General features: G+C 72.4%; 3 protein-coding genes. All 3 read left to right on the top strand.

Annotated features, from left to right (window positions below; translation table 11 throughout):
- Positions 1-430 (top strand): flagellar basal body-associated FliL family protein (locus tag L2I40_RS22860; protein WP_237217660.1); only part of this gene is annotated, 430 nt, incomplete at its 5' end.
- Positions 427-1,476, top strand: a complete 1,050-nt coding sequence (gene fliM / locus L2I40_RS22855) for a flagellar motor switch protein FliM (RefSeq protein WP_237217659.1) — start codon at positions 427-429, stop codon at positions 1,474-1,476. The genes L2I40_RS22860 and fliM, both read left to right, overlap by 4 nt.
- Positions 1,473-1,660 (top strand): hypothetical protein (locus L2I40_RS22850; protein WP_237217658.1); only part of this gene is annotated, 188 nt, incomplete at its 3' end. The genes fliM and L2I40_RS22850, both read left to right, overlap by 4 nt.

The raw sequence follows: 1,660 nt of genomic DNA, 5'->3' as shown, positions 1-1,660 counted from the left end.
CTGTGCCGGGCTCTGGTTCGGCGGGGTGCTGCCGCCGGTCCTCGGCCTCGGTGCGCCGGCGGAGGCCGCGGCGCCGGCCGGGCGGACGGCGGCGACGCCGCAGCCCGCCTTCGTGGAACTGCCGGATATCGTCTCGAACCTGAACGCGCCCGGCCGCCGCGCCAGCTTCGTGCGGCTCCGCGCCAAGCTCGAGGTGGCGCGCGCGGAGGACGTCGCGACCGTGCAGGCCGCCATGCCGCGGCTCGTCGACCTCTTCACCACCTATCTGCGCGAGGTGAGGCCGGAAGAACTGCGTGGCTCCGCCGGGACGCACCGGCTGAAGGAGGAGTTGGTGGCGCGCGCAACCCTGGCGGTCGCGGGCGAGCCGCGCGGGGATAGGGCGCCGGCGCGGATCACCGACGTGCTCTTCGTTGAGATCCTGGTGCAGTGAGCGGCGCCGAGGACGACCTGGCCGCCGCCTGGGGCGCGGCCCTGGAAGGCGGCGGCGCGCCGCCCGCCGATGCCGCGCGCGTCCTGAACCAGGCGGAGATCGACAGCCTGCTCGGCTTCGGGGGAGGCCCCTCGGAGGACAGGGCGAAGAGCGGGATGGAGCGCATCATCGCCTCCGGCCTCGTCGCCTATGAGCGTCTGCCGATGCTGGAGATCGTCTTCGACCGGCTGGTGCGGCTGATGACCACCACGCTGCGGAACTTCACCTCCGACAATGTCGAGGTCTCGACCGATGCGATGGTCTCGCAGCGCTTCGGCGACTACCTCAACTCCATCCCGCTCCCCGCCATGCTCGCCGTCTTCCGGGCGGAGCAATGGGACAATTACGGGCTGATCGTCGTCGACAGCCCGTTGATCTATTCCGTGGTGGACGTGCTGCTCGGCGGCCGCCGCGGCACCGCGGCGATGCGCATCGAGGGCCGCCCCTACACGACCATCGAGCGCACGCTGGTGGAGCGCCTGATCGGCGTGGTGCTGAGCGACCTGAAGGCCGCCTTCGAGCCGCTCTGCGAGGTGGAGTTCCGCTTCGAGCGGCTGGAAGTCAATCCACGCTTCGCGGCCATCTCGCGCCTTTCCAACGCCGCCGTGCTGGCGCGCATGCGCATCGAGATGGAGGATAGGGGGGGGCGGCTCGAAATCCTGCTGCCCTATGCGACGCTGGAGCCGGTGCGCGAACTGCTGCTGCAGCAGTTCATGGGCGAGCGCTTCGGCCGCGACAGCATCTGGGAATCGCATCTGGCGGAGGAGCTGCGCCAGACCGAGGTCGCGCTCGACGTGGTGCTCGACCAGCAGGCCATGCCGCTCAGCCAGGTGCTCGGCCTGAAGGTGGGCGACCGCCTGATGCTCGCCTCGCCGGCCGGCGCGCCGGTCTCGCTCCGCTGCGGCGAGGTCGGGCTCTTCGAGGGGCAGCTGGGACGGCGTGAGAACCGGCTGGCGGTGCGGATCGACGGCGTGCGCCGGCCGGCCGGGGCGGAGGGGGCGGCATGAGCACGCTGGAATGGGTCGTGCAGGGGTTGCTTCTCGCGATGCTGGCCGTCTTCATCCCGATGGCCTGGCGGCTGGAGCGCCGGGTCGCCGCGCTGCGCGCCGCCGGCGGCGGGCTGCAGGACGGGGCCAAGGGCCTGTCGGACGCGACGGCGGCAGCCGAGGCCGCGCTGGCGCGGCTGCGCGC

This window comes from Falsiroseomonas oryziterrae (assembly GCF_021864505.1).
In the GTDB taxonomy this organism is placed as follows: Bacteria; Pseudomonadota; Alphaproteobacteria; order Acetobacterales; family Acetobacteraceae; genus Falsiroseomonas; species Falsiroseomonas oryziterrae.
This window is presented reverse-complemented; position numbering and strand designations above follow the sequence as displayed.